Below are 18,579 nucleotides of genomic sequence, written 5' to 3'. Positions count from 1 at the left end.
CCTGGAAGGCCTCACCCCGGAAGGTTGACCTTCACCCCGGAACCGTTCCGGGGTGAAGCACAACCTTCTCCCTAGACCCGATAAAGCTGGGGCGGGTGGGGTCAGGACGGATCAGGTGGGGGTGGGGGTGGGGGTGGGGGTGGGGGTGGTGAGGGCGGCGGCCACCTCGCGCAGGCCGGCCAGGTCGTGGATGTCCTGGGCCGAGGCCGGCACCTCCACCACGGGTATGCCGGGGTGTCCGGCCGTGAACCGCGCCGCCAGCCGCTCCTGCCGATCGGCGGTCTCTGCCAACGCGGCGTGCAGCCGCAGCAGCCCTTGCGTGGTGGCGGCCGTGGTCGAGCGGGTCTCTGCGTCGGCCAGCTGCTCGGCCGCGGCCAGGGCCCGTGCGGCCGTCAGGGAGGGCGCGGCCACGCGCTGGATCCGGTTCACGACGAGCCCGGCGAGCGGCATACCCTCCTCGTCGAGGCGACCGGCGAAGAAGGAGGCCTCGCGCAGCGCGTCGCGCTCGGGGGCGGCGACCACGACGAACGCGGTCTCGGGGGCCTTGAGCAGCGCGTAGGTCTGGTCGGCGCGCTCGCGGAAGCCGCCGAACATGGTGTCGAGGGCCGCCACGAAGGTCTGCACGTCCTGGAGCAGCTGGCCGCCCAGCACCCGCGACAGGGTGCTCGTGACGACATTCACCCCGACGCTGAACACCTTGAAGCCGGCCCGGCCGCCGGCCTTGGCCGGGGCGGACAGCAGCCGGATGAACCGCCCGTCGAGGAACGACCCGAGCCGCTTGGGCGCGTCGAGGAAGTCGAGCGCGGACCGTGACGGGGGAGTGTCGACGACGATGAGGTCCCAGCGCCCGGATCGCCCGGCCTCGGCCCGGAGCTGCCCGAGCTTCTCCATCGCCATGTACTCCTGCGTGCCCGCGAACGAGCTCGAGACCGCCTGGTAGAACGGGTTCGCGAGGATCTGGGCGGCCTTCTCGGGGGTGGCGTGCTGCTCGACCACCTCGTCGAAGGTGCGCTTCATGTCGAGCATCATGGCGTCGAGCGAGCCGTCCGAGCCGTCCGAGCCTGCCGCGCCGCCCGAGTCTGCCGAGCCACCCGAGCCTGCCGAGCCACCCGAGCCGTCGGTGCCACGGCCCACTCCGGCGACCGGGCGCGGGGTGTTGTCGAGCTCGGTGAGCCCCAGCGACTGGGCGAGCCGGCGGGCCGGGTCGATGGTGAGGACGACGACGCGCCGGCCGTGCTCGGCGGCCCAGAGGCCCAGCGCCGCAGCGGTGGTCGTCTTGCCCACGCCACCAGCGCCGCAACAGACGACGATGCGCGTCCCGGGGTCGGTGAGCAGGGCGGCGAGGTCGAGCCGCGGGGCTCCGGGGCGGGGAGTGGGCGGCGCAGCGGAGGCGGCCTTGGCGGACCGGGTGCGGGGAGGCATCAGACCATCCCCTGCTCGGTGAGGGCCTGGGCCAGCACGGTGATGCCGCCACCCTCGGTGCCCTCGGCGAGCAACGGCAGGCGCACGGTCAGCCGGCCCTCTTCCGCCAGGATGGCGTCCTGCTCACGCTCGAGGGCGATCCGGTCGGCGTGGTGGCCCGCGTCCGCCAACAGCCCGGCGACCAGGCCGTCGGTGACCTTCACCCCGACGGTGGCGAGGTCGGCCGCGACGCCGTTGGCCAGCCTCGCGTTGCGGGAGCGCCGCACCGAGGACAGCGCCTTGTCGGTGAGCAGCGGGTCGCGGAGCTGGTTGACGACGATCGCGCCGAGGGGGAGATCGGTGCGGCGCAGCTCGGCCAGTGCGTCGACGGTCTCCTGGACCGGCATCTCCTCGAGCAGCGTCACCACGTGGACCGCGGTGGTGTGGCTGCGCAGCATCCGGGTGATCGAGTCGGCCTGCGAGCGGATCGGGCCCACCTTCGCGACGTCGGCGACCTCGGCGTTGACGTTGAGGAACCGCACGACCCGACCGGTGGGCGGGGCGTCGAGCACCACGGCGTCGTACGTCGGGGCGGCCGGGCCCTTGCCGGACCGCCTCCCCGCGGCCTCGTAGACCTTGCCGATCAGCAGCACGTCGCGCACGCCCGGCGCGATCGTCGTGGCGAAGTCGACGGCCCCGAACCGGTCGAGCACCGTCATCGCCTTGCCGACCTTGTAGAACTTCTGGAGGTACTCGCGCAGGGAGTCCTTGGCATCGACCGAGATCGCCCACAGCTGGCCGCCGCTGCGGTCGTGCAGGATCCGGGTCTCGGTGTGGCCCAGCGGTGGCACGTCGAACGTCTGCGAGATCCCCTGCCGGTCCTCGACCTCGGCCAGCAGCACCCGCTTGCCCTGCCGGGTCAGCGCGAGCGCCAGCGCGGCGGCCACCGTCGTCTTGCCCGTGCCGCCCTTGCCGGTCACGACGTGCAGGCGGACCTTCGACAGGTCGGGAGCCTCGGGCATGACCTCAGCCTAGGAGGCCAGCAGGTCGACCGCCTCGAGGACCCTGGCGAACGCCGGGTGCTCGGGGTCGATCAGCCCGTAGTGGCCGCCACCGTCCACGGGCGTGAGGCGGACGTGCGGCCCGTGGTGCGCCGCGGCATACCGCTCGCTCAGCTCGAACGGCACCACGTCGTCGTCGCGAGCATGCACCAACAGCGTGGGTATGGCGGGGGCGAGCCGCGCGGGGTCGGCCGCGGCGTAGGCGTCGGGGACGTCGGCCGGCCGGCCGCCGAGGAACGTCGTGATCGCGTCGCCGCCCACGCCGTGCTCGACGCCGTCGGCGAGGTCGAGGACTCCGGCGAGGCTCACGACCCCGCGTATGCCGTGCGCCCACGACTGCGCCGCGGCCCAGGTCACCAGCTGGCCGCCGGCGGAGTGGCCGACGAGCACCCAGGGCTGGTCGAGGTCGGGGTCGCGGCGGACCGCGGTGACGGCGTCGGCGATGTCCTCGGTGGTCCCGGGCCACCCGCCGCCGGGCATGCCGGGGCGGCGGTACTCGAGGACCGCGGTCGGGTAGCCGGCGTCGGCGAACGCCTGGGCCTGCCGGCTCGCGTGGCCACGGTCGTACTCGGGCCGCCAGAACCCGCCGTGGACGACGACGACCGTGAGGCGTCGCGTGACCCGCTCGGGAAGGCGAACGTCGTAGACCTGGGCGGGGTCGTCGCCGTAGTACGTCGTGCGGGCCGGCGGGGCGGCCCGCTCGTCGAGCACCTGGATCGGGTCACGGGCCATGCGGCCATCCTGCCAGCGGTGGCTAGGCTGCCACCCATGAAGAAGTTCGAGTACGCGACGGTGCCACTCATCGTCCACGCGACGAAGCAGATCCTCGACCAGTGGGGCGAGGACGGCTGGGAGCTCGTCCAGGTCCTCACCGGTCCCGACGGCAACGGCCTGGTCGCCTACCTGAAGCGGGAGAAAGCCTGATGAGCGCAGTCGAGGACCGTCTGGCAGAGCTCGGCCTGACCGTGCCCGAGGTCGCCACACCGGTGGCCGCCTACGTCCCGGCCATCCAGGACGGGCGCCGGATCTACACCTCCGGTCAGCTGCCCATGGTGTCCGGGGCGATCGTGCAGACCGGCAAGGTCGGCGAGGGCCACGGGCTGGTGCCGCCGGAGGACGCGAAGAAGCTCGCGGAGATCTGCGCGCTCAACGCGATCGCCGCGGTCAAGAGCATCGTGGGCGACCTCGACAAGGTGACCCAGGTGGTCAAGCTCGTCGGGTTCGTCGCCTCGGACCCGGCCTTCACCGGTCAGCCCGGCGTGATCAACGGCGCCAGCGAGCTGATGGGCAAGGCCTTCGGCGACGCCGGAATCCACGCCCGGTCGGCCGTCGGGGTCGCCGTGCTGCCGCTGGACGCGCCGGTCGAGGTCGAGATCGTCGTCGCCCTCGCCGACGAGTAGTCCCGGCGTGGTCAGGCGCGAGTTCCCGATCGCCGACTCCCCGTCGCTGCGGGCCAGGGCGGACGCCTGGCTGAGTGCGCCCGACCCGTCGGGACCAGTGCCGCCCAAGCGCGCCGCCACCGTCATGTTCGTGCGTGACGGTGGCTCGGGCGTCGAGGTGTTCATGCTGCGCCGGGTGGCCTCGATGGAGTTCGCCCCGCGGATGATGGTGTTCCCCGGCGGCGGGGTCGACCCGCGGGACGCCGATGCGGCGCTGCCGTGGGCCGGACCGACCCCGGCCGAGTGGGCCGACCGGCTGGAGGTCGACGAGCCGACGGCCCGCGTGCTGGTTGCCGCGGCGGTGCGTGAGGTGTTCGAGGAGTCCGGCGTGCTGCTGGCCGGACCGTCACCCGACGAGGTGATCTCCGACGTCAGCGGGGACCACTGGCACGAACAGCGCCGTCGCCTGCTCGACCGCGAGGCGTCCCTCTCCGAGGTCCTGCAGGAGCACGGGCTGGTGCTGCGCTCCGACCTGCTCGGCTACCGCGCGCACTGGATCACCCCCGAGTTCGAGGTGCGTCGCTACGACACCCGGTTCTTCAGCGCCGCCGTGCCGCAGGGGCAGCGCGCCGACGACGACACCACCGAGGCCGACGTCGCCGACTGGGTGCGTCCGGCCGACCTCCTCGAGGCCTGGCGCGACGGGCGGGCGCTGATGCTGCCGCCCACCGTCGTGGCGGTGGAGGAGGTCGCTGCGGCGACGTCGGCCGCGGCGTTCATCGCGGAGACCCCGGTCATCGCTCCGGTGCAGCCCGAGCTGGTCGACACCGGCGACGGCCTGGTGATGCGGGCGGACCTCCCGCGATGACCTCAGGAATGGCGCAGGCGCCCGAGCCGTCGGCGGCCTTCGGCGACTGGCACGGCGGACAGGTGACCGAGCGGGCCCTCTGTGTCCTCTGCCCCAACCCGAGCCCGATGACCCTCGACGGCACCAACACCTGGGTGCTGCTCGAGCCCGGCTCGACCGACGCCGTCGTCATCGACCCAGGCCCCCTCGACGAGGGCCACCTGCGCGCAGTCGTCCACGCGGTCAGCGCGCGGGGTGCCCGTGTCGCGCAGACCATCCTCACCCACGGCCACCCCGACCACGCCGAGGGAGCCAGCCGCTTCGCCGAGCTGACCGGTGCCCCGACCCGGGCGGTCGGTCGCGGCCACGCCGACCTCGCGGACGGCGACGTCGTGACCACCGGTGGCCTCGACCTGCGGGTGGTCGCCACCCCCGGGCACACCTCCGACTCGCTGTCGTTCGCGCTTGCCGCGGACCACGCCCTGCTCACCGGCGACACCGTCCTGGGCCGCGGCACCACGGTGGTCGCGCACCCTGACGGTGAGCTCGCGGCATACCTCGCGTCGTTGGAGCGGATCGCCCGGCTCACGGGCGACGGCGAGGTGACCGCGATCCTGCCCGGGCACGGGCCGGTGGTGCCGGACGCGTCGGCGATGGTCGCGTTCTACCGCACCCACCGCGCCGAGCGGCTCGAGCAGGTGCGCCAGGCGCTCGCGGACGGCGCGGCCACCGCACCCGACCCGGTGCAGGCCGTCGTCGAGCGCGTGTATGCCGACGTGCCCCGCGAGGTCTGGCCGGCCGCGGCCCAGAGCGTGGCGGCCCAGCTGGACTACCTCCGGGCGCGCGGCTGACACTCCCGCGGGTCGATGTAAACGCGCCGGGAAAGACCGGCGTTTTTACATCGAACCGGCGAAGAGAGAGGCGGGAAGGGCCGAGGTCAGCGGGCGCGGCGCTTGAGGCGCTCGACGTCGAGCAGCAGCACCGCACGGGCCTCGAGCCGCAGCCAGCCGCGGGTGGCGAAGTCGGCGAGCGCCTTGTTGACCGTCTCGCGGGAGGCGCCGACCAGCTGGGCGAGCTCCTCCTGGGTGAGGTCGTGGGCGACGAGGATGCCTTCCTCGACCGGGCGGCCGAACCGGGCCGACAGGTCGAGCAGTGCCTTCGCGACGCGACCGGGGACGTCGGTGAAGACGAGGTCGGCCAGGTTCTCGTTGGTGCGGCGCAGGCGCTTGGCGAGCGCGGCCAGCAGGACCTTGGCGACGCTGGGGCGGCCCTCGAGCAGGCCGTTGAGGTCGTCGTTGCCGATGCCGAGCAGCTGGGTCTCGGCGACGGCGGTCGCGGTCATGGTGCGCGGGCCGGGGTCGAAGAGGCTGAGCTCGCCGAACATCTCGCCGGGGCCCAGGATGGCGACGAGGTTCTCGCGGCCGTCGGCGCTGCGCCGCCCGAGCTTCACCTTGCCCTCGCGGATGACGTAGAGCCGGTCGCCCTGGTCACCCTCCGTGAAGAGCACGTCGCCGCGCTCGAGGCGGGTCTGCGTCATCGAGGCCATCAGCGTCGTCGACGCCTCGTCGTCCAGCGCTGCGAACAGCGGGGCCTTCTTCACCACGTCGTGATCCACGGGCGACAGTGTGCCACGTCGGATGTCTGCGCCGCCCCGTAGTCTGTGCTGGTGTCTGGAGCTCCCGCGCGCGCCGCTGGCGACGAGTCCCCCGTCGCCCTGACCCGACGTGCCCGGCGGATGTACCGGCTGCTCCACGAGCACTACCCCTACGCCCACTGCGAGCTCGACTTCGACAACCCGCTGCAGCTCCTGGTGGCGACCGTCCTGTCCGCGCAGACCACCGACGTGATGGTCAACAAGGTCACGCCGCAGCTGTTCGCGCGCTACCCCGACGCCGCGGCCCTCGCCGGTGCCGACCGCGAGGAGATGGAGACGCTGCTCAAGCCGACCGGCTTCTTCCGGGCCAAGACCAACTCGGTGATGAAGCTCGGCGCGGACCTGGTCGAGCGGTTCCACGGTGAGGTGCCACCCCGGATGAAGGACCTCGTCACGCTGCCCGGTGTGGGCCGCAAGACCGCGAACGTCGTGCTCGGCAACGCCTTCGACATCCCCGGCATCACCGTCGACACCCACTTCGGCCGGCTGGTGCGCCGGTTCGGCTGGACCACCGAGAACGACCCGGTCAAGGTCGAGCACGCGGTCGGGGCGCTGATCCCGCGCAAGGAGTGGACGATGCTGTCGCACGTCCTGATCTTCCATGGTCGCCGGACCTGCCACGCCAAGAAGCCGGCCTGCGGCGCCTGCCCGGTCGCCCGGCTGTGCCCCTCCTACGGGGTGGGTGAGACCGACCCGGTCAAGGCCGAGAAGCTGCTCAAGTTCGAGCTCGCGCCCGGGGCGACCAACCCGTATGCCGCGGCGACCGGGACCCTCGCGCCGTGACCGTCGCTCGTCCCGCCTGGATCGACCGCGCCCGCGACGCGATCGCCGCTGCCGACCGGGGGTACTTCGAGACGTTCGCCCCGCCGCCGGAGGGTGGTCGGCGGTCCAGCGTGATGATCCTGTTCGGGCCGTCCGAGGGCGGGGGCGAGGACGTGGTGCTCACCGAGCGCGCCCACACCCTGCGCACCCAGCCCGGTGACATCTCCTTCCCCGGCGGCAAGCGCGAGCCGTCCGACGCCTCCGACGCTGCCGCCGCCCTGCGCGAGACGCAGGAGGAGGTCGGGATCGACCCCGCCACCATCGACGTCGTGGCCGAGCTGCCCGACATCTACCTGAGCCCACGCCAGTTCGTCGTCACGCCGGTGCTCGGGTGGTGGCGGGAGCCGAGCCCCCTCGACACGGTCGACCCCATCGAGGTGCACCGGGCCGTCCGGGCGCCGCTGGCCGACCTGCTCGACCCGGCCGCCCGGTTCACCGTGTCGCACCCGAGCGGCTACCGCGGGCCCGGGTTCGAGTTCGACGGGCTGTTCGTCTGGGGGTTCACGGCGGGACTCCTGTCCGCTGTGCTCGATTTCGGTGGTTTGACCGTTCCGTGGGACCGTAGCGTCGAGCGTCCGCTTCCTGACCGCTACCGGCCAGGGGGCTCGCAGGACGCCCTGACCCGGACCGCGACGGAAGGCCGAGCCTGATGTTCCTCGGACTGACCGTCCTCGACTACCTGCTGATCCTGCTGTTCATCAGCTACGGCTTCACCGGGTTCCGGCAGGGGCTGGTGGTCAGCGTGCTGTCGCTCGCCGGGTTCCTCACCGGGGGTGCGCTCGCGATGTGGCTCATCCCGAAGGGGATCGAGCACTGGACCGAGCTGGAGTCGTCTCCGCTGCTGCGGTCGGTCGTCCTGATCGCTGGGGTGTTCATCCTCGCGTCCAGCGGGCAGGCGATCGCCGTGGCGGTCGGTGGGTCGCTGCGGTCCAAGCTGAAGATCAAGCCCGCCCAGTGGTTCGACGCCAGCCTCGGGGCGGTCGCAGTCGTCCTCTCGGCCGCCGTGCTCGTCTGGTTCATCGCCGGAGCCCTCCGCGGTGGCGCCCCGGCCCCGATCGCCAAGGCCATCGGTGAGTCGCGCGTGCTGCGTGCCATCGACACCGTGGTGCCCCCGGGCACGTCTCGGTTGTTCGCGTCGTTCCGCGAGGTCCTCGACCGTGAGGGCTTCCCCCGCGTGTTCGACGGCCTCGAGAGCGAGCGGATCGCGCCGATCGCCCCTCCGGACCCTTCCGTCGCCCAGACCGCCGGGGTGCGACAGGCCGCGGCCTCGGTCATCAAGATCACCGGGGTCGCCGATGCCTGCAACCGTGGCCAGGAGGGCAGTGGCTGGGTCGTCGCCCGGGAGCGGGTGGTGACCAACGCCCACGTCGTCGCCGGCATGGACACCGCCACCCTGCGCATCCACGGCACCGGACGGTCCTACGTCGGCCGCGTGGTCATCTTCGACGCCAAGCGCGACCTGGCCGTCCTCGCCGTGCCCGGTCTGCCCGCCGACCCGCTGAGCCAGGGACCCGACCTGGCCCGGGGCGACAGCGGGGTGGTGGCGGGCTTCCCGCTCGACGGTCCCTACCGGCTCGACGCCGCCCGGGTCCGTGAGGTCGTCGACGCCCGGGGCTCGGACATCTACGGCAAGCCCGGCACGAGTCGCGAGGTCTACTCGCTCTACGCGCAGGTGCGTCCGGGCAACTCCGGTGGCCCGCTGCTGTCGACCGACGGCCGGGTGGTCGGGGTCGTGTTCGCCAAGTCGCTCGACGACCCCAGCACCGGGTACGCCCTCACGATGGACGAGGCCAAGCCGGTCCTCGACGCCGCGTCCAGCGCCTCGACCCCGGTCGACACCGGCGCCTGCGTCGCCGGCTGACGCCCGCGGCATACCGCTCGGACTTCCGCAGTTCTGGCCACCCATGTGGCACTCGGGCCCCGAACCGCTGTCTCCTGCCGCACCAGTGGCCACAAGTGCGGGGAGGGGTGGATCAGCGGAGGGTGCCGAGCCAGTCGAGCAGGTGCTGGTTGACCACGTCGGGCGCCTCTTCGGGCAGGAAGTGGCCTGCGTTGGGCACCAGGTGCCGTTCGAAGCGGCCGGTCACGTAGGCCGCCGAGCCGGCCGCCGGGTCGGCCAGCACCGCGCCGTCGTGCTCACCGTGCAGCTGGAGCACCGGCAGGTTGATCGGGGTCTTCATCCGGGCGGCGAACTTCCACCCGTCGGGCCGCACCTGGCTGCGCACCACCCAGCGGTAGTACTCCGCCGCCGAGTGGGCCACGAACGGCAGGGCCATCGCGTCGGAGTAGATCCGGGCCTCCTCCGGCGAGGGCCAGATGCCCTCGGGCGAGGCCCACTCGCGCAGCAGCCGCTGGACGTACCCGCCGTGCACGGTCATCTGCCGCTCCGGGACGAACGGTCGCTGCAGCCCACCGAGGTAGGCGTTGGCCTTGAGCTGGCGCAGGTTCGCGAACGACGCCTTCCGGAACACCAGCGGGTGGGGCATCGACAGCGAGGCGATCGCCCGGGTCACGGTGGGCTGCAGGGTCGGCATGCTCCAGGCGATCCAGCCACCCCAGCCGTGCCCGACGACCACCGCGCGCGACCCCCCGAGCGAGCGCAGCACCGACGCGACGTCGGTCGCCGAGGTGCGGGTGTCGTACCCGCGCGGCGGCTTGTCGGACGCGCCGTAGCCCCGCAGGTCCATCGCGCAGGCGCGGTAGCCGGCCTCGGCGAGCGCAGCCATCTGGTGCCGCCAGGCCCACCAGAACTGCGGGAAACCGTGCAGCAGCAACACGATCGGGCCCTCGCCCTGCTCGGCGACGTGGAACCTCGCGCCGTTGGCGGCGACGAAGCGGTGCTCCCACGGGCCCTCCATGAGGGCCATCGAGGCGTCGAGACTCATGGCTGGGTATGCCGTTCGGCTGGGTGTCGGTGGATGGGTCGGGTGTCGCGGTGGCCGGGTGGAGGTGGCGTGGCGGTGGCCGCGGTCAGGACGCGGACTTGACGGCGGTGACGGTGTCCTGGGCGTTCTTGATGGTGCGCTCCGGCTTGCCCTTGATCTTCTTCATGCTGCTGCGGCCGAGGAGCGCGAGGACGGCGGCGACGAGGAAGAGCAGGCCGGTGGTGATGAGGTAGCCCGCCCACTCGGGGAGCCAGATGTCGATCACGGCCACGATGGTGTGGAACAGGAAGATCAGCCCGAGCAGCGCGACGAACGCAGCCGCCCCGAACATGCCGGCCCCTGCCCCGGCCCGCTTGGCGTCGGCCGCGATCTCGGCCTTGGCCAACGCGATCTCGCTACGGACGATGGTCGAGACGTCGTGGGTGGCATCGGCCACGAGCTGTCCGATGGTCCGTTCGGTGCCGTCGCTGTTCAGCTGGTTGGGAGCCATGCGCCTTCACCTTCGCTTCCTCGTGTCCGGTCTGCCGGCTTCCCAACCCTAACGGCGTCGTTCGCCGTCCACACCCGTGACCTCGGCCGATGCGCCGTCGTCGTCGCGCGACTCCAGCTCCCAGAGTCGCCGGTAGACCCGGTTGCGGGCGCGCAGCACCACGGTGGCGAGGACCGCGGAGGCCAGCGAGCCGACCAGGACGGCCAGCTTGACGTGCTCGTCTCGCGGGCTGCCCGCACCGAAGGCCAGCTCTCCCACGAGGAGCGAGACGGTGAACCCGATGCCGGCCAGCAGCGACAGGCCGACGACGTCCCACCAGGCGAGGTCGTCGTCGAGCTCGGCCCTGGTGAACCGTGCGAAGACCCACGTCCCGCCGAACACCCCGACCAGCTTGCCGAGCACCAGGGCGAGCACCACGGCGAGGGCGGCCTCGTCGGCCAGGCTGTCGCCGAAGCCGCCGCCCACCACCGGCACACCCGCCGCGAAGAAGGCGAACACCGGCACCGCGACCCCAGCGGACAGCGGTCGCAGTCGGTGCTCCAGCCGGTGCGCCACGTCGACGTCGGCGGCCAGCGGGCGCACGGCTGGCACCCGGGCCATCCGGGACGCCCGTGGTCGCGGTTTCACCGGCACGGCCAGCCCGAGCAGCACCCCGGCCACGGTCGCGTGGATGCCCGAGGCGTGCACCAGTCCCCACGTCAGGGCGGCCAGGGGGAGCAGCAGCCACCAGTGCGCCACCCGACGCTGCACCAGTGCAGCGAAGAGCGCGAGGGGGACCAGTGAGAGGGCGAGCAGCGGGAGGTCGAGGCGCTGCGTGTAGAAGACCGCGATGATCGTGATCGCCACGAGGTCGTCGACGACCGCCAGCGTCAGCAGGAAGCTGCGCAGCGCCGAGGGCAGGTGGGTGCCGATCACCGCGAGCACGGCGAGCGCGAAGGCGATGTCCGTGGCCGTCGGGATCGCCCACCCGCGCAAGGCATCACCCTCCGCGCCCAGGGAGGTGACGGTCACGGCATACACCAGGGCGGGGAGGGCGACGCCGCACAGGGCGGCGGCGACGGGCAGCGCGGCCCTGGCCGGGGTGCGCAGCTCGCCGACCAGGAACTCGCGCTTGAGCTCGAGACCGGCGACGAAGAAGAAGAGGGCGAGCAGGCCGTCGGCAGCCCACTGCCCGAGGGTGAGGTCGAGGTGCAGGGCGGGTGGCCCGATCGTGGTGTCGCGCAAGCCCGTGTATGCCGCGTGCCACGGTGAGTTGGCCCAGGCCAGGGCCGCGGTGGCGGCCAGGAGGAGCAGCGCACCGCCGACCGTCTCGGTGCGCAGGGCTCCTGCGACGTGCTGCGCCTCCTGCCACGTGGTGCGGGCGAAGAGGCGGGGACGCAGGGGGTTGAGGCTCATGGGTTCCTCAGGGGTCGGCGACGGGGAGGACGTCGAACGACGCCGCCGACCAGACTTCCCGGCTCACCAGCGGCCCATCCTAGTCGTGGGCGACGGTGGGGACCGTGGTGCGCGCCTTGGCCCGGAGCTCCTCGAACATCGCGGCGAGGGCCTGGTCGTCCTCGTGGCCGGCACTGACCACGCCCTCCTGGGTGAGGGTCTTCCCGAACGCGAGCCCCGGGCCGTCGACCACCGTCATCTTGACCCGCTCGAGGGTCTGCCGCAGCGCCGACTTGGCGTAGCTCGCGCCGTGCCAGCCGTACCCGACACACCCCACCGGCAGGCCCTCCCACTCGGCGTAGAGGTAGTCGATGGCGTTCTTGAGGGCGGCGTTGTAGCCGCGGTTGTACTCCGGCATGACGAGCACGAGGGCGTCGGTCGCCAGCATCTTGGCCGACCACTGACGGGTGTGCTTGTGGGCGTAGTTGCCGTCCGCGGGCTGGCCGGGTTCGTCGAGGAAAGGCAGCCCGATCTCGCGCAGGTCATGGACCGTCACGTGGAGGTCCGCGGGCACGGCGTCGAGCACCCACTGCGCCACCTGGTGGCCGATCCGGTGCGGGCGGGTGCTGGCGATGATGACGGACACGCGCGGGGAAGCCATGGCGGAAGCCTAGGCCGGGCCGCCGCCGAGGCGTTCGACCCACTCGGCCGGCCACGGCGCGCTGGTGGCCCGCCCCGGTCCGCTGCGGTCGAGGTGCACCGTGACGTAGCGACCACGCGCGGCCCGGACGCGGGGGGCCTGCTCGAACTCCTCGCCCCACACCTCGAACCCGAAGGTCATCGACGACCTCCCGAGCTCGACCACCGAGACCGTCGTCGTCACCTCCTGACCGAAGAAGAGCGGCGCCTCGAAGTCCGCCTCGTAGCGGACGCGGGGCGCGACGGGGAAGTACCCGTCCATCCCGCGCTCGCGGGCGAGGTGGGCCTCGGCGGCCTCGACGAGCCGGATCACGGTGCTGTTGTGGTAGATCCCGGCGGCGTCAGTGTCGACCCACTCGATCCGGGAGCGCTGCGTCGCGGAGGCGAGGACGGGGCGCGCATCCGCGTTGTCGTCCGCCCAGTCGGCCCCGGGTGCGGCGGTGCTCACGCGGACACAGGGGTGGGGGCCGGCGCTGCGGCCTCGCTCGCGCCGGGGCGCCAGCGCAGGTGGACCGCGTTCTCGGTGCCCTCGCGCAGCAGGGCCAGTCGCGGCGGGATCTTGTCGGTGCGCGCCGTGGGCGGCCGGCGTCGCCCGGCCTTCCACGGGTCGGGCCACTCGGCTGCCGGCCCGGTGTAGTCCTGCTCCGCGGCCGCGTGCAGGGTCCACATCGGGTCGTAGAGGTGGGTCCGGCCGAGGGCACACAGGTCGGCGCGCCCGGCGAGGAGGATCGAGTTGACGTCGTCGTGCGACGAGATCGCGCCGACGGCGATGACCGCGACCCCGGCCGGCCGGGCGACCTCGTGCCGGATCCGGTCGGCGAACGGGGTCTGGTAGGACCGTCCGAAGGCCGGCTTCTCGTCCTTGGTGACCTGTCCGGAGGAGACGTCGATGGCCGCGGCGCCGTGGGCGATGAAGGCACGCGCGATCTCGACGCCGTCGTGCTCGGTGTTGCCGTCCGGCATCCAGTCGGTCGCCGAGATGCGCACCGTGACCGGCACGTGGGCGGGGACGGCCGCGGTCACGGCGTCGAAGACCTCGAGGGGGAAGCGGAGCCGGTTCTCCAGTGACCCGCCGTACTCGTCGGTGCGCTGGTTGGAGATGGGGGAGAGGAACGACGACAAGAGGTAGCCGTGCGCCGCGTGCACCTCGACGAGGTCGAAGCCGGCCTCCATGCCGCGCCTGGCTGCGTCGCGGAAGTCGGCGACCACCTGGTCCATGTCGGCGCGGGTCATCTCGCGGGGGAGGTGGCAACCCTCGCCGTAGGGGAGCGGCGACGGTCCGACCACCTCCCAGTTGTCCTCGGGCAGCGGCTCGTCCATGCCCTCCCACATCAGCTTGGTCGAGCCCTTGCGGCCGGAGTGCCCCAGCTGCAGCCCGATCTTCGCGGTGCTGCGCTCGTGCACGAACCGCACGACCCGTGCCCAGGCGTCGCGCTGCTCGTCGGTCCACAGCCCCGGGCAGCCGAGGGTGATCCGGCCCTCGGGTGACACGCAGGTCATCTCCGACATCACCAAGCCGGCCCCGCCCAGAGCCTTGGACCCCAGGTGCACGAGGTGGAACTCACCGGGTACACCGTCGACCGCGGAGTACATGTCCATCGGGGAGAGGATGACGCGGTTCTTCAGCTGCAGCGGGCCGATTCGCACCGGCTGGAACATCGCCGGTGCCAGCTCGTCGCCCCCGGCCACCTGTCGCGCGAACGCGCCCTGGATGCGGGCGGCGAACTCGGCGTCGCGGTCCTTGAGGTTCTCGAAGGTGATCCGCCGTGAACGGGTCAGCAGGTTGAAGACGAACTCGTCGGGGTCCTGGTCGGCGTACATCCCGATGTTCTCGAACCACTCGAGGCTGGCCTGCGCCGCGCGTTGCGTCGACTCGACGACCGGCTTGCGCTCGTCCTGGTAGGCGGCAAGGGCTTTCGGGACGGAGTCGTGCTCGTGCAGGCAGGCGGCCAGGGCCAGCGCGTCCTCCATGGCGAGCTTGGTGCCCGACCCGATGGAGAAGTGGGCGGTGTGCGCGGCGTCGCCGATCAGGACCACGTTGTCGTGGTGCCAGCGCGCGTTGCGCACCGTCGTGAAGCTCAGCCACTTGGAGTTGTTGGTGAGGATGCGGTGTCCGCCGAGGTCGTCGGCGAAGATCTCCGCGACCCGCTCGACGGCATACTCGTCCGACACCCCGGGAGGGAACACCTCGTCCTCGGTGCGGTCGAACCCGGCCCGGCGCCAGACGTCCTCGTGCATCTCCACGATGAAGGTGGATCCCTGGTCGGAGTAGGGATAGCCGTGGATCTGCATGGTGCCGAACTCGGTGTTGCGCACGATGAACTGGAAGGCCTCGAAGACCAGGTCGGTGCCGAACCAGATGTACTTGTTGTGCCGCGGGTCGAGGCTGGGGCCGAACGCGTCGGCGTACCTGCCCCGCACCTGGGAGTTCAGGCCGTCGGCGGCGACGACGAGGTCGTGGGACGCGCGCAGCTCGTCGGCATCGGGCGCGACGGTGCGGTAGTGGACCTGCACGCCGAGCTCGGCGACCCGGGCCTGCAGGATGCGCAGCAGCTCCTTGCGGCTCATCGCCGCGAAGCCCTGGCCGCCGATCGTCGACGACTGCCCGTCGATCGCGACGTCGATGTCGGTCCACCGCGCGAACTGGCTCTCCATCGCCCGGTAGATCGTGGTGTCGGCGCTCTCGATCCCGCCGAGCGTCTCGTCGGAGAAGACCACCCCGAAGCCGAAGGTGTCGTCGGGGGCGTTGCGCTCCCAGACGGTCACCTCGTGGCCTGCGTCGAGCTGCTTCATCAGGGCGGCGAGGTAGAGGCCGCCGGGGCCGCCACCCACGATCGCGATCCTCATGAGGTCCTCTCCTCTGCCTGGTCGCGCTCTGCCTGGTCGCGCTCTGCCGGCTGGTGGTGGGTCAGGTCGCGGAGCTTGAAGTGCTGGAGCTTGCCGCTGGTGTTGCGTGGCAGCTGGTCGACGAACCGGACCCGACGGGGGTACTTGTACGGCGCCAACGTCGCCTTGACGTGGTCCTGGATCTCCCGCGCCTTGGCGTCGTCGCCGACCACTCCTTCGCGGAGCACGACGAACGCGCTGACGATGGAACCGCGCTCGGGGTCCGGCTCGCCGACGACCCCGGCCTCGACCACGTCGGGGTGTCCGTCGATGGCGGCCTCGACCTCGGGGGCGCCGATGTTGTAGCCGGACGACACGATCATGCTGTCGGTGCGGGCCCGGTAGAAGAAGTAGCCGTCCTCGTCCTCCACGAAGGTGTCGCCGGTGACGTTCCAGCCGTCGACGACGTAGGCGTGCTGCCGGTCGTCGTCGAGGTAGCGGCACCCGACCGGCCCGATCACGGCGAGCCGTCCCTCGGTGCCGGGAGCGACCGGCTGGTCGTCGGGGCCGAGGATCGTGGCGCGGTAGCCGGGGACCGGCTTGCCCGTGCTCCCCGGACGGATGTCGTCGCCGGCGGCCGAGATGAAGATGTGCAGCATCTCGGTGGCGCCGATGCCGTCGACGATGGCCAGCCCGAGCTCGGAGCGGACGGTCTCCCACACCTCCTGCGGGATGTGCTCGCCGGCGCTGACCGCGATGCGGAGCCCCTCGAGCCTGGGGAGGTGGCCGGCCTTCATGATCTGCTTGTATGCCGTGGGGGCCGTCGCGAGCACCGTCACCCCGTGCTCCTCCACGATCCCGGCGAGCTGCGCCGGCGTGGCCTGCTCGGTGACCAGCGCGCACGCGCCGGCGCGGAGGGTGAAGACCACGAGCATGCCCAGCCCGAAGGTGAACGCGAACGGCGCCGTGCACGCGACGACGTCGTCCTCGGTGAGCCGCAGCGTGTGGCGTCCGAAGGTGTTGTCGATCGACAGGATGTCGCGGTGGAAGTGCGTCGTGATCTTGGGGACGCCGGTGCTGCCCGAGGTCGGACCGAACAGGGCGACATCGTCCGCAGCGGTGGCGACGGCAGTGAACTCACCGGACTTCGTGGCGCAGCGGCTGGCCAGCAGGTCGTTCGGGCCTCCGTCGCCGTAGGGCACGACGACGAGGTCAGGCGCCAGGGTGTCGCGGACCTCGATGGCATCGACGACGGAGCGCAGGTCCACGAGGGCGATCGACGGCTTGGTCTTCTCGACGATCGGGCCGAGCTCGCGGGCGCGCAGGGCCGCCATCGTCGTGACCACCACGCCGCCGGCCTTGAGGGTGCCGAGCCAGGCGGCCACGGTCCAGGGGTTGTTGGGTGAGCGCAGCAGCACGCGGTTGCCGGGCACCAGTCCGAGGTCGTCGGTCAGCACTGCGGCGACCTGGTTGACGGTCCGGAGCAGCTCGCCGTAGCTCCACACCGAGCCGTCGGGCGTGCGCAGCGCCGGCCGGTCAGGGCCGTGCTTGGCGATCGTCGCATCGAGCAGCTCGACCGCGGCATTGAGCCGGTCGGGGTACTGCAGCTCGGGCGTCGTGAACTCCAGGGTCGGCCAGTCGCCGGCGGGCGGCAGGTGGTCGCGGGCGAACGTGTCGGTGTAGCCGCTCGGAGAGAGCGCGGCCGGCGAGCTGGACATCACTGACCTCCGGTGGTGGCGCGGATCATGCCTTCCTGCACGACGGTCGCGAGGTGCTCGCCGTCGGGGGTGAAGAAGCGGCCGAGGCCGACACCACGACCGGAGTCGGCGGACACCGCCTCCTGCGCGTAGAGCAGCCAGTCGTCGAGGACCCCGGGCCCGGGCTGTCGGTGGAACCACATGGCGTGGTCGAGGCTGGCGGTGACCAGTCCGGGCCGCGCCCAGGGCAGGTCGAGGACCCGGAGCACCGGCTCGAGGATCGTGTAGTCGCAGACGTAGGCGAGGACGGCCAGGTCGCGCTGGGCGTCGGTGAGCCCGTCGACCGGGCGCAGGGCGTCGAACGGCTTGACCCACAAGGCCTGCTGGGGCGTGCGGCCGCCGTCCACCTCGAGGTAGACCGGTCCCGGCACGTGTCGCATGTCGAAGCTGCGGCCGCCGGACCAGTACTCCTTCGACTCCGCGGTCATCGTCGAGTCCCCGCCCGGCGCGCGGTCGAGCAGGTATGCCGCGGAGCTGGGCAGCGTGTCCGGTGCGGCGACGTCGGCTGGCGGCGACGCGGCATACCGGCCTCCGGGCTCGCCCGCGGCGAAGCTGGCGAGGCAGGTGTAGGCGGCCTTGCCGTTCTGGAAGGCACGGACCTGGCGGGTGGCGTAGCCGCGGCCGTCGCGGAGCACCTCGACCTCGTAGGTGACGGGCGCGCCGATGTCGACGGGGCGCATGAAGTAGCTGTGCATCGAGTGCATGGTCTTGCCGTCGGTCACCGTGAGCATCGCTGCTGCTGCGGCCTGCGCGACCATGTCACCGCCATACGCCTTGGGCCACGGGCAGGGCTGCGTCGTCGCCGTGAAGGCGACGTCGAAGTGCTGTGGTGCAACGGATTCCAGCTCGAGCGCCCTCGTCACGATCTCCGAGGTGGGCGCCTGGGCCCCGCCGGGGGTGCTCGTCACGGGCGGTCCGCCCAGTTGCGCAGCTCGTCGTCCGAGACCTGGGGGAGGTTGACGACGATGTTCTCGGGGGTGCGGGTCGTCATCCAGGTGAGCGGGTTGTTGCGGTCGAGGTTGCACTCGACGTGCGGCATGAACGGCGGCACGAAGACCCAGTCGCCCTCGGCCATGTCCAGGTAGTCCTCGAACCGCTCGCCGAAGTAGATGCGGGCCCGGCCCGAGAGGACGTAGCCGCCGGTCTCCGCCTCGCCGTGGTGGTGCGGTGCCGAGCGGTAGCCCGCCTCGTTGCTCACCTTGCCGAACCACAGCCGGGTCGCCGGGGTGTGCTGGATGCTCACGCCGGAGATCCGGCTGGCGCCCTCCGACTGGCCGGTGTCGCCGACCTCCAGCCCACCGCGGGTGACGACCGGGACGACGAGGCCGCTGGCGTCGGCATACATCGAGTTGTCGCCCTCGAGCTGGTACTTGCTGAAGTCAGG

20 protein-coding genes are annotated in these 18,579 nt (G+C 72.2%); 7 read left to right on the top strand and 13 right to left on the bottom strand.

Going from position 1 to position 18,579, the window contains the following annotated elements; genetic code table 11:
• Positions 1–111 precede the first annotated feature (111 nt).
• Genes ASG95_RS19340 through ASG95_RS19330 form a run of 3 tightly spaced genes read right to left on the bottom strand, consistent with a single transcriptional unit; the run spans position 112 to position 3,194 of the window.
• Entirely contained in the window at positions 112–1,422 is a 1,311-nt protein-coding gene (locus ASG95_RS19340; RefSeq protein ID WP_057378502.1) for an ArsA family ATPase, read from the bottom strand.
• Positions 1,422–2,423, bottom strand: coding sequence for an ArsA-related P-loop ATPase (locus ASG95_RS19335; RefSeq protein WP_056921633.1), 1,002 nt, complete (start codon positions 2,421–2,423; stop codon positions 1,422–1,424). Before ASG95_RS19335 ends, ASG95_RS19340 begins: the two co-directional genes overlap by 1 nt.
• Before the next feature lie 9 nt (positions 2,424–2,432).
• Positions 2,433–3,194 (bottom strand): S9 family peptidase, encoded by a 762-nt coding sequence (locus ASG95_RS19330; RefSeq protein ID WP_057378501.1) that lies wholly within the window; start codon positions 3,192–3,194, stop codon positions 2,433–2,435.
• 36 nt (positions 3,195–3,230) lie between these two features.
• On the opposite strand from ASG95_RS19330, the gene ASG95_RS21505 reads away from it, so the two are divergent.
• Genes ASG95_RS21505 through ASG95_RS19315 form a run of 4 tightly spaced genes read left to right on the top strand, consistent with a single transcriptional unit; the run spans position 3,231 to position 5,539 of the window.
• Positions 3,231–3,386, top strand: coding sequence for a DUF4177 domain-containing protein (locus ASG95_RS21505; protein ID WP_157582273.1), 156 nt, complete (start codon positions 3,231–3,233; stop codon positions 3,384–3,386).
• On the top strand, positions 3,386–3,862 hold the full coding sequence (locus ASG95_RS19325) for a RidA family protein (RefSeq protein WP_057378500.1): 477 nt from the start codon (positions 3,386–3,388) through the stop codon (positions 3,860–3,862). The genes ASG95_RS21505 and ASG95_RS19325 overlap by 1 nt, the downstream gene beginning before the upstream one ends.
• A 7-nt stretch (positions 3,863–3,869) precedes the next feature.
• The gene (locus ASG95_RS19320; RefSeq protein ID WP_057378499.1) at positions 3,870–4,709 is read left to right on the top strand and encodes an NUDIX domain-containing protein; all 840 of its coding nucleotides are present in this window, start codon (positions 3,870–3,872) and stop codon (positions 4,707–4,709) included.
• Entirely contained in the window at positions 4,706–5,539 is an 834-nt protein-coding gene (locus ASG95_RS19315) for an MBL fold metallo-hydrolase (protein WP_200961942.1), read from the top strand. The genes ASG95_RS19320 and ASG95_RS19315 overlap by 4 nt, the downstream gene beginning before the upstream one ends.
• An 86-nt stretch (positions 5,540–5,625) precedes the next feature.
• On the opposite strand, the gene ASG95_RS19310 is transcribed toward ASG95_RS19315, so the two are convergent.
• On the bottom strand, positions 5,626–6,303 hold the full coding sequence (locus ASG95_RS19310; RefSeq protein WP_056921638.1) for a Crp/Fnr family transcriptional regulator: 678 nt from the start codon (positions 6,301–6,303) through the stop codon (positions 5,626–5,628).
• A 120-nt stretch (positions 6,304–6,423) separates the two neighbouring features.
• Here ASG95_RS19310 and nth point away from each other — a divergent pair, with 120 nt between their 5' ends.
• From nth to ASG95_RS19295, 3 genes are read left to right on the top strand one after another with little or no spacing between them, the layout of a single operon-like run.
• Positions 6,424–7,125: an endonuclease III gene (nth, locus tag ASG95_RS19305; RefSeq protein WP_082592894.1), complete on the top strand. Its 702-nt coding sequence runs from the start codon at positions 6,424–6,426 to the stop codon at positions 7,123–7,125.
• A complete protein-coding gene (locus ASG95_RS19300) occupies positions 7,122–7,814 on the top strand; it encodes a CoA pyrophosphatase (RefSeq protein ID WP_235544059.1) in 693 nt (230 codons plus the stop codon). The genes nth and ASG95_RS19300 overlap by 4 nt, the downstream gene beginning before the upstream one ends.
• Positions 7,814–9,025, top strand: coding sequence for a MarP family serine protease (locus tag ASG95_RS19295; protein ID WP_057378497.1), 1,212 nt, complete (start codon positions 7,814–7,816; stop codon positions 9,023–9,025). Before ASG95_RS19300 ends, ASG95_RS19295 begins: the two co-directional genes overlap by 1 nt.
• 112 nt (positions 9,026–9,137) lie before the next feature.
• Here ASG95_RS19295 and ASG95_RS19290 read toward each other — a convergent pair whose 3' ends face one another.
• From ASG95_RS19290 to ASG95_RS19250, 9 genes are all read right to left on the bottom strand, one after another.
• Positions 9,138–10,049, bottom strand: a complete 912-nt coding sequence (locus tag ASG95_RS19290; protein WP_056921640.1) for an alpha/beta fold hydrolase — start codon at positions 10,047–10,049, stop codon at positions 9,138–9,140.
• Between the two features lie 85 nt (positions 10,050–10,134).
• On the bottom strand, positions 10,135–10,539 hold the full coding sequence (locus ASG95_RS19285; RefSeq protein WP_056921641.1) for a phage holin family protein: 405 nt from the start codon (positions 10,537–10,539) through the stop codon (positions 10,135–10,137).
• 48 nt (positions 10,540–10,587) lie between these two features.
• Positions 10,588–11,934 (bottom strand): Na+/H+ antiporter NhaA, encoded by a 1,347-nt coding sequence (nhaA, locus tag ASG95_RS19280; RefSeq protein WP_057378496.1) that lies wholly within the window; start codon positions 11,932–11,934, stop codon positions 10,588–10,590.
• 79 nt (positions 11,935–12,013) lie between these two features.
• Entirely contained in the window at positions 12,014–12,574 is a 561-nt protein-coding gene (locus ASG95_RS19275; protein ID WP_057378495.1) for an NADPH-dependent FMN reductase, read from the bottom strand.
• A gap of 9 nt (positions 12,575–12,583) precedes the next feature.
• A complete protein-coding gene (locus ASG95_RS19270) occupies positions 12,584–13,060 on the bottom strand; it encodes a thioesterase family protein (RefSeq protein ID WP_200961941.1) in 477 nt (158 codons plus the stop codon).
• Positions 13,057–15,459, bottom strand: a complete 2,403-nt coding sequence (locus ASG95_RS19265; RefSeq protein WP_057378494.1) for a bifunctional salicylyl-CoA 5-hydroxylase/oxidoreductase — start codon at positions 15,457–15,459, stop codon at positions 13,057–13,059. Before ASG95_RS19265 ends, ASG95_RS19270 begins: the two co-directional genes overlap by 4 nt.
• Complete coding sequence (locus ASG95_RS19260) at positions 15,456–17,156, bottom strand: AMP-binding protein (protein WP_057378493.1); 1,701 nt, start codon at positions 17,154–17,156, stop codon at positions 15,456–15,458. The genes ASG95_RS19265 and ASG95_RS19260 overlap by 4 nt, the downstream gene beginning before the upstream one ends.
• Positions 17,156–18,103, bottom strand: coding sequence for an acyl-CoA thioesterase II (locus ASG95_RS19255; protein ID WP_057378492.1), 948 nt, complete (start codon positions 18,101–18,103; stop codon positions 17,156–17,158). The genes ASG95_RS19260 and ASG95_RS19255 overlap by 1 nt, the downstream gene beginning before the upstream one ends.
• A complete protein-coding gene (locus tag ASG95_RS19250; protein WP_200962016.1) occupies positions 18,100–18,540 on the bottom strand; it encodes a cupin domain-containing protein in 441 nt (146 codons plus the stop codon). The genes ASG95_RS19255 and ASG95_RS19250 overlap by 4 nt, the downstream gene beginning before the upstream one ends.
• Positions 18,541–18,579: the final 39 nt, after the last annotated feature.

Origin of the sequence: Phycicoccus sp. Soil803 (genome assembly GCF_001429685.1) — a bacterium.
Classification (GTDB): domain Bacteria; phylum Actinomycetota; class Actinomycetes; order Actinomycetales; family Dermatophilaceae; genus Pedococcus.
The sequence above is the reverse complement of the archived record's forward strand: the minus strand, read 5'-3'. Positions and strand labels throughout refer to the sequence as shown.

Bases quoted from the DNA above. Each gene is read 5' to 3' on its own strand.
- ASG95_RS19265 (WP_057378494.1), bottom strand. From the start codon at position 15,459: ATGAGGATCGCGATCGTGGGTGGCGGCCCCGGCGGCCTCTACCTCGCC.
- ASG95_RS19260 (WP_057378493.1), bottom strand. From the start codon at position 17,156: ATGTCCAGCTCGCCGGCCGCGCTCTCTCCGAGCGGCTACACCGACACG.
- ASG95_RS19250 (WP_200962016.1), bottom strand. From the start codon at position 18,540: ATGTATGCCGACGCCAGCGGCCTCGTCGTCCCGGTCGTCACCCGCGGT.
- nth (WP_082592894.1), top strand. From the start codon at position 6,424: ATGTACCGGCTGCTCCACGAGCACTACCCCTACGCCCACTGCGAGCTC.
- ASG95_RS19315 (WP_200961942.1), top strand. From the start codon at position 4,706: ATGACCTCAGGAATGGCGCAGGCGCCCGAGCCGTCGGCGGCCTTCGGC.
- ASG95_RS19285 (WP_056921641.1), bottom strand. From the start codon at position 10,539: ATGGCTCCCAACCAGCTGAACAGCGACGGCACCGAACGGACCATCGGA.
- ASG95_RS19295 (WP_057378497.1), top strand. From the start codon at position 7,814: ATGTTCCTCGGACTGACCGTCCTCGACTACCTGCTGATCCTGCTGTTC.
- ASG95_RS19330 (WP_057378501.1), bottom strand. From the start codon at position 3,194: ATGGCCCGTGACCCGATCCAGGTGCTCGACGAGCGGGCCGCCCCGCCG.
- nhaA (WP_057378496.1), bottom strand. From the start codon at position 11,934: ATGAGCCTCAACCCCCTGCGTCCCCGCCTCTTCGCCCGCACCACGTGG.
- ASG95_RS19340 (WP_057378502.1), bottom strand. From the start codon at position 1,422: ATGCCTCCCCGCACCCGGTCCGCCAAGGCCGCCTCCGCTGCGCCGCCC.
- ASG95_RS19335 (WP_056921633.1), bottom strand. From the start codon at position 2,423: ATGCCCGAGGCTCCCGACCTGTCGAAGGTCCGCCTGCACGTCGTGACC.
- ASG95_RS19275 (WP_057378495.1), bottom strand. From the start codon at position 12,574: ATGGCTTCCCCGCGCGTGTCCGTCATCATCGCCAGCACCCGCCCGCAC.
- ASG95_RS19290 (WP_056921640.1), bottom strand. From the start codon at position 10,049: ATGAGTCTCGACGCCTCGATGGCCCTCATGGAGGGCCCGTGGGAGCAC.
- ASG95_RS19325 (WP_057378500.1), top strand. From the start codon at position 3,386: ATGAGCGCAGTCGAGGACCGTCTGGCAGAGCTCGGCCTGACCGTGCCC.
- ASG95_RS21505 (WP_157582273.1), top strand. From the start codon at position 3,231: ATGAAGAAGTTCGAGTACGCGACGGTGCCACTCATCGTCCACGCGACG.